At 66.0% G+C, this 7,643-nt stretch carries 6 protein-coding genes; 1 reads left to right on the top strand and 5 read right to left on the bottom strand.

Annotated features, from left to right (window positions below; translation table 11 throughout):
* The 4 genes from ACIRA7_RS13325 to ACIRA7_RS13340 form a co-directional block, all read right to left on the bottom strand.
* The coding region (locus ACIRA7_RS13325; protein WP_396221335.1) for an ABC transporter ATP-binding protein at positions 1-1,214 on the bottom strand (1,214 nt) is incomplete at its 3' end.
* Positions 1,211-2,248, bottom strand: coding sequence for a BMP family protein (locus ACIRA7_RS13330; protein WP_396221336.1), 1,038 nt, complete (start codon positions 2,246-2,248; stop codon positions 1,211-1,213). The genes ACIRA7_RS13330 and ACIRA7_RS13325, both read right to left, overlap by 4 nt.
* Positions 2,249-2,309: 61 nt before the next feature.
* On the bottom strand, positions 2,310-3,566 hold the full coding sequence (locus ACIRA7_RS13335; RefSeq protein ID WP_396221337.1) for an LVIVD repeat-containing protein: 1,257 nt from the start codon (positions 3,564-3,566) through the stop codon (positions 2,310-2,312).
* A gap of 11 nt (positions 3,567-3,577) precedes the next feature.
* Positions 3,578-4,984: a hypothetical protein gene (locus tag ACIRA7_RS13340; protein WP_396221338.1), complete on the bottom strand. Its 1,407-nt coding sequence runs from the start codon at positions 4,982-4,984 to the stop codon at positions 3,578-3,580.
* On the opposite strand from ACIRA7_RS13340, the gene ACIRA7_RS13345 reads away from it, so the two are divergent.
* Positions 4,983-6,314, top strand: a complete 1,332-nt coding sequence (locus tag ACIRA7_RS13345; protein ID WP_396221339.1) for a hypothetical protein — start codon at positions 4,983-4,985, stop codon at positions 6,312-6,314. The genes ACIRA7_RS13340 and ACIRA7_RS13345 overlap by 2 nt on opposite strands.
* 95 nt (positions 6,315-6,409) lie before the next feature.
* Here ACIRA7_RS13345 and ACIRA7_RS13350 read toward each other — a convergent pair.
* A partial coding sequence (locus ACIRA7_RS13350) for a hypothetical protein (protein ID WP_396221340.1) occupies positions 6,410-7,643 on the bottom strand: 1,234 nt, incomplete at its 5' end.

Below are 7,643 nucleotides of genomic sequence, written 5' to 3' on the forward strand. Positions count from 1 at the left end.
CGCACTTGTTCGACGGCGTTCGCGGCAATCCGCGCCGTATCGAGCGTGCCGAACGATCCGAAATGATGCTGACGACCGAGCACCAGATTGTCGGCGATGCTGTACTCGAGAATCAGGCCGCGCCGATGACGGTCTTCGGGAATGTGCGACAGCCCGAGGTCGGCGCGTTCGCGCACAGAGCGCGCGCCGAGATCGTGCAACGCCAGTTGCACCCGCCCGGATTGCATCGCGCGCAAGCCGGCGATCGCTTCGAGGAGCTCGGTTTGGCCGTTGCCTTCCACGCCGGCAATGCCGAGAATCTCGCCGGGGCGGATCTCGAAACTGAGGTCGTGCACGGCGCGCGTGCCACGGTCCGACGTCACCGACACGTTCGTCACGCGCAGCACCGGCGTGGCCGATGATTCGACCGCGGTGGGTACCACCCACGTGTCCGCACCACTCGGCGCATCGAGATGCAGCTGCACATCGCGCCCAACCATGGCGCGCGCAATCTCGCGCGGCGTGGTGCCTTCGGTCGCGAAGCGCGATATCGTCGTGCCGCCGCGCATCACCGTGATCGTATCGGACACCGCGATCACTTCGTCGAGCTTGTGCGTGATCAGCACCACGGTGCCGCCGTCGGCCTTGAGCGCACGCAGCACGGTCCACAGGTCGCGCACTTCGGGCGGTGACAGCACGGCCGTCGGTTCATCGAGAATGAGAATCTTGGCGCCGCGATACAGCGCCTTCAGAATCTCGACGCGCTGCGCTTCACCCACCGACAGATCGGCCACCTTCGCGTGCGCATCGACGTGCAGGCCGCACTTCTTGCACAGCGACTCCACTTCGATCGCCGCGCGGTGCAGATCCACCTGCATGCCGTTGCGTGGCTCCATGCCCAGTACCACGTTCTCGGCCACCGTGAGCGTGGGCACGAGCATGAAGTGCTGGTGCACCATGCCGACGCCGGCGGCGATCGCGTCCTGCGTCTTCCAGCCGGTCACGTCCGTGCCGTTCACCAGCACCGTGCCGGCGTCGGGGGCATACATGCCGGCCAGCACGCGCATCAGGGTGCTCTTTCCCGCGCCATTCTCGCCCACCAGCGCGTGGATCTCGCCGCGTGTGACATCGAGGAAGGCATCACGGTTGGCTACGACCGCGCCGAACGTCTTCACGACCCCCGTCATCCGGATCGCCGGCGTGCCCGATGTGCCCATCGCGTCCGTCATCGTCATCGGGTGCTCGGGACGACGATGCGCCCGGACACGATGTCGGCCGTGAGCGCATCGAGCCGCGCGCGCACGGCATCGGGGATCAGCGCCTTGTTGTTGGCGTCGTACACGTAACCCACGCCCTTTTCGGCGAGACCGAACTGCTGAATCCCGCCGCGGAACGTGCCCTCCTTTACCGCTTTGGCTGCCTGGAACACCGATTCGTCGATCCCCTTTACCATCGACGTGAGCACGTGCCCCGGCGCTTCGCTGAACTGATCGGCGTCCACGCCGATGCCGAACTTGCCCGTGGTCCGCGCGGCTTCGAACACGCCGAGTCCGGTGGAGCCCGAGGCGTGGAAGATCACGTTCACGCCCTGGCTGTACATCGCCAACGCCATCTCCTTGCCGCGCCCGGGATTGCGAAAGGCTTCGGGGGTGACGCCGGCGTAGTTGACGATGACCTCGCAGTCGGGGCAGACGTGCTTCACGCCGGCGCGGTAGCCGGCCTCGAACTTGTGAATGAGCGCGATGTCCATGCCCCCCACGAAGCCGACCTTCTTGCTGTTCCCCACCAGGGCCGCGAGCGCGCCAACGAGGAACGACCCTTGCTCCTCGCGGAACTTGAGGGCCACGAGATTGGGTGCCATCGGCAGCGGATTGCCCACGCTGTCGGTGGCCACGGCATAGTCGACGTCGGCGAATTTGACGTTCGGATATTCCTTCGCCAGCAGGTTCACGTCGTCGGTGAAGATGAAGCCGACGGCCACCACCAGGTCCACCCCCTCCGCCGCCAGCAGCCGCAGGCCGGCCTCACGATCGGAGCCTTCGCCCGGCTCGATGTAGCGCACGCGCGCGCCGAGTGCCTTGGCGGCGCGGAGGCCGCCCAGATAGGCACCATCGTTGAACGACTTGTCGCCGCGACCGCCGACATCGAAAACGATGCCGATGTCGAGGCCGTCGGAGGTGTCCGCCACCGTCGCCCCGGAGGGATGGACGGTCAGGAGGGCGACGTGGGCGAGGAGGAGCGCCCCGATGAGGTACAGGGTCCGGCGCATGGGCAGGAAGCTTCGCCGGACAGCGCCGCTGCGGGAAGGGGCAAGGCCCCCGGCATCGGCGCTATCGCGTGGCCGGTGCCGCCCGCCAGAGGCCATTCAGCATGTCGCTGGCAAAGAGGCCACTGGCCGACCAGTGCACGCCCCACACGTACACGGGCACCCCGCCCGCGCCGGCGTACGTCGCGCGCTCGCGTGACATCTTCGCCAGATCGCATCGGCCGTCGGTGGTCTTCTGCACGTCGGTGCAGCTGGCGAGATCTCCCCGCACGTCGAGCACCCGCACGCCGCCGTTGTAGTACGCCGCGTAGGCAAAGCCCTGCGCTTCGTCCACGGAGAAGTTGTGGGTGCCGGCACCAGTGACCGAATACACCGCCACTTCGACCGGGGCGGCGAGATTGCTGATGTCCACCACATGCACATCGCCCGCGCTCGACGATCCGATCGTCCCCGGCCCCTCCTGGCCCACCAGCAGATACTTCTTGGATTGGGTCACGGGATCGTGCAGCCACCACGCATTGTGCGCCTGGCCACCGACGGTGCGCGCCCGCCCCAGCAGTTTCGGTGCCGCCACCGAGCCGCTCTGCGCGCCGATGTCCCAGATTCCCACCCCGTCGTTCCATTCGGCCGTGAACAGGAGGCCGTCGCGCACGGAGACGTCGTGCACGAACGGCGCGCCCATCGCTTGCGACCAGACGGTGAGGGGCGCAGACGGTGTGCTGAGGTCGAGCACGACCAGTCGCGACGGCACGCCGTTCGCCTGGTTGACGGCGCAGAACGCATAGAGCACACCGTTCACACGGGCCACTTCGGCGGTGTGCACCCCGTTCCGTAGTTCGCCGCCCGTCGTGCGCACCAGCAGCTGTGGCGCCCGGGGATTGGCCATCGAATAGATCGCCACCCCCCCGTTGGGATTCGACTCGATCGCCACCACCATGAGAGAGCCATCGTCGGAGACCTGGACATCGCCGGTGGTGGTCGCACTCGCCACGATTACGCTATCCACGAGCTGCGGCTGATTGGCGCTCACATCCCAGATCTTCACGGCGTTGCCGCGGGCGCCCGCGCGCGTGCCCCACGTGGTCGTGTACGCCGTGGTGCCGCGCACCCACACCTCGGCGCTGTACCGCTCGGGCACCACCCCTTGTCCGATGTGCGTGAGCACTCGCGGTAGCACGGGCACCGGCACGGGCACGGTCACCGCGGTGTCGGTTCGCGGCGGCACGGTGACCGCGGTCGGCGCCGTCTCTTTCCCGCCACAGGCGGACAACGAGAAGGTCGCGACCGTCGCCGCGAGGCCCAACCGAAGCATGGAGTGCACGCGCGTTGGCATCATGGAAGCAGGTGGTGGGAAGGGAAGTCACCGGAAGGCATACCCGCCCGCGCCGCCGCCGGCAACACATAGCGCCCCATCCGGCGACGCATCGACCCGGCGTGCACACGCGCGCCCAGCGACAGCGACCACTGCGTCGCGGACCCGTAGAACTCGGCCGGTACGAACACGGCCGGTGTGCGTACCGGCCGCGCCGTGGCGCGCGCCACTTCCACGAAGGGCGTGACGTGCGTACCGCGCAGACGGGGGAGACCCATACCCGGTGCCGCCAGCTGCATGGTGCCGATTGACCAGCGGGTGATGCCGACGAGTTGAAAATCCGCGTGCCCCGTGGGAATGCGGAAGAGATCGAGCAGGCGTTCGCTTTCCGGACGGTCGGTGCGTTCCGCGCGGGCGGACAGGGCCCAGCCGCGATGCATCATGCTCGACTCCACCAACGTGCTGGCAAAGCGGAACACACGCTGCCGGCCAAGCGATTCATCGGTGCGCGCGACTTCGACCAGCACGTACCGCTGGTTCGGTACGTCGTAACGCACCGAGCCGCTGCGCTGCCAGTGATCGAAGGCGCCCCCCTGCGTGAGCCCGGGGCTGCGTACGAACGCCGAACTGACCTGCGCCTCGAGCGACCGCATCGGGGCCACCGTGAGGCGCGTGCTGCGCGAGTCGCCCACGCGCGACCACTGCGGACCGGTAAACGGGCCCACCGGTTCGTCGCCGTTGAACCAACTTTGCTCGATCGTGACGGATCGATCGCCGCGAGCGACCTGCAGCGCACCCATGACCAGCACGCGTTCGATGATCTGCGCGTGATGATGGTTCACGGGATACTTCACGAACGGCCGCATCATGGGGTCGTCGGTGCCGTACGGCGTGAAGCCCTTGCCGCCGGCCAGCGTGACGCGAACGCCGCCGCGTGGTGGTGTGGCCACGGACACCATGGCCTCGTGCACCAACGTGTGCGGGTGCCGACGGTCGGCGTAGCCCTCGCCGTACATGCCGGCATTGAGTTCGCCGCGGCGCAGCGTGTACCCCTCGACATTCAGGGTGCCGGTGAATCGCAACGGTCCGAATGCGACGTCGCCCATCACGTTCGGCTGGGTCAGGTAGCCCTCCGTGTAGCGGCGGCCCAGCAGGGCCGGGTTGGCCGTGGTGAGCAGCCCGACGGCCATGGCGCCAAGGTGCGCGCGGGAAGCGGAAGAGTCGGCCGCGGCATGATGCGGCGCGGCGCCTTGGGCGCGAAGTGACGCAGGGGTGATTGGTACGCACGCCGCCATGAACGCCACGCACAGCGGCATGACCGGGAGCCGTTGTGTTCCGATCAGCACCGCTGAGTCGTATTTTGAGGCACGCTTGATGAATCCCTCCTCCGCACGCATGATCCCGCGTCCTTTGTCACGATATCTCATGAACCGACATCTTGCTGCCGGTCTGTTGGGGGCCGGCGTTTCCGCGCTCCTCCCTGTCTGCCTCGCGGCACAAACGCTCGAACTCACCGCCTCTCCCGCGACGGCCACGATTTATCGGGTGAAGGCGCAGGACAATTCGCTCGTCGCGCTCGGGGCCGGTGCCGCGAAGTTCAAACTCGAGAAGAACGACCCGAATACGATCGTGGTGCGTCAGGAAGGATTCCGCGACGTCCGCCGGTCGTTCCCCAAAGATGTCGACTATAAGGATAAGAAGTTCACGATCTTCCTGACGAAGCGTATCGTCGAAGTGGCCGCGCTGCCCTACGATGCCATGATCTTCGTGAACGGCGAGTCGCGTGGACAGCGGCAAATCGAAGTCGAGGTCGATGAAGGGGGGTCCGCCACCGTCGAACTGCGAAAGACGGGATTCGCGGCGCTCAAGCGCGTGTACCGCTGGGAGAAGGGCAGCACGGAATACCCGCCGGCGCGCGACCGCTTCGAACTGCTGGACCGCCGGGTGTCGGTCATGGCCGCGCCGTCGGGCTCCGAAATCTTCGTCGGTGAAACGAAGCTGGGCGACGGCGACGCGGACGTGGTCGTGTCACGGGGCGGGTGCACAACGGTGCGTGTGCAGAAGGCGGGATGGAGTCCCACCGAGCGTCAGTATTGCAATAAGGAAGGCTTGCCCGAGCCGCCCGCCAGCGACCGCGTCGCTCTCGCTGGACGTGTGGTCGCCGTGAATGCTCCCGCCGGCGCCCGAATCTTCGTGAATCAGAAGCAGGCCGGCACCGGCTCATTCTCCGTGAAGGTGCCCGACGGCGGGTGCGTGAAAGTGCACGTCGAGCAGTCCGGCTTCGTCAGCTGGGATCAGGAATTCTGTTCGCAGGACAACGCGCCCGTGCCGCCACTCGAGCAGGCCGTGGAGCTGGTGACCGACGACTCCTATGCGGCGTCGGTGGCGAGTGATCAGGCGAACGTGAACATCACGGTCGAAGTGAGCCCCAAGCTCAATGAAGTGCAGGCGTGGAAACTCCTCGCCAGCATTGTCCTGGGCAGTTTCGATGTGCTCGAAAACTCAGACAGTCAGACGGGCTACCTGCGCACTGCGTGGCAGACAAAGTCGTGGAAAGATCTGGGCGTCGTGGTCCGCACGCGGATCATCGTGAAGCGGCAGAGCGATTCACCGCTACGGTACGTGGTCAAGATCGTTTCGGAGAGAAACAAAGACGGCATCTATTCGCTAACGGAAGATGAAGCTTTCGTAGCGTGGGATCGGTTGTTGAACACGTATAAGGACGTGATCAGCGAGATGCAGGCCCGCTTGAAGTAGCGTGATCAGACGACCGGCGTACTTTTTCGCCCAGAACGACAACGCGGGCACCGGAAACCGGTGCCCGCGTTGTCGTTCCCGTCAGATTATCTGCCTTACTTGAGCGCCTTGTACCGGTAGCTCATGATGCCGGCGCCGGTCCCCTTGATCGTGACCGACTTCGTTTCGCCCTTCTTGATCGGACCGGCGGCTTCCGTCGCCGTGGCCACCACGGCACCGGCCGCATCCAGAAACTCGGCCGTCACGGAATACTGGCCGTCCTTGGCCGCCACCTGCTCGAGTGCCAGGACCAACGTGGCCATATCCTTGCGGCGATCGAAGCTGGTCACGTCCACCTTCACCGGCAGCGCTTCGGCGAACGTCTGGTACTTCACCAGCGAATCCGTCCACGCCTTCACTTCGATCGGCTTCTTGGCCGTCTGCGCGGCCTTGGCAAGCCCCTGCGACGCATAGGCGAACATCATCCAGCCGTCGAAGTTGTTCGGGTCGAGCTCCACCAGCTTCCGCGAGGGCGCGAACATCGACGTGAACTGATCCTTCGAATAATGCGCCGCCGCCACGTTACGCAGCGCATCGCGGTTGAACGGGTTCTTGACGGTGGCCGCCTCGAACAGCTTGAGCGCGTCGTCCGACTTGTTGGCGCGCGTGGCAATCACGCCAGCGGTGGCCAAGGCGACATCCGTGGCCGACGCCTGCGTGAGCAGCGACGCATACACCGTGGGAATCAGCGCCGTGTCCTTCGCGACCGTGAGCGCATCCGCCCATGACAGCAGCAGGTTCGGCGCATCCGGGCTGTCCGGCGTCATCGTCAGCAAGGTCTTGAAGCCGTCGGCGGCTTCACGCGCCTCCTTCTGCTGCTCGGCGCCGGTCTTGGTCTGAGCCTCTTCCAGCTGGCTCATCGCCATGTAGTACATGCTGCCCGACTTGATGTCGCGGTACGTCGTGTCGTTGGCCGCGTAGTTGATCACGTGCTTCCAGTGCATGATCGCATTCGCGCGCTCGTTGCGAGCGTTCGCGACGCTGGCCAGCACGTAGTGCGGGTACGGGTTCGTCGCCGACATCAGCATGGAGCGCTTCGCGAAGTACTCGGCCGAGTCGAGTTTTCCGGCGTTCGACGCGTTGAGCGCCGCCGTGGTGGCGCCCAGCCACACTTCGTTCATGCGCATCGCCGCAATGTCCGCTTCGCACGTGGGTACCGCTGCGACGATCGCCTTGTAGGCGCTGTCCATGTGCACGATGATGTCGTACGGCTGCGTCGGATTCGTGATGAATCCGAGCTCGCTCCGGGCCGGGGCATCGCCGAGACCGGGCTCGACACCCCAGATGGTG

It is taken from the genome of Gemmatimonas sp. (assembly GCF_044376735.1).
GTDB lineage: Bacteria > Gemmatimonadota > Gemmatimonadetes > Gemmatimonadales > Gemmatimonadaceae > Gemmatimonas.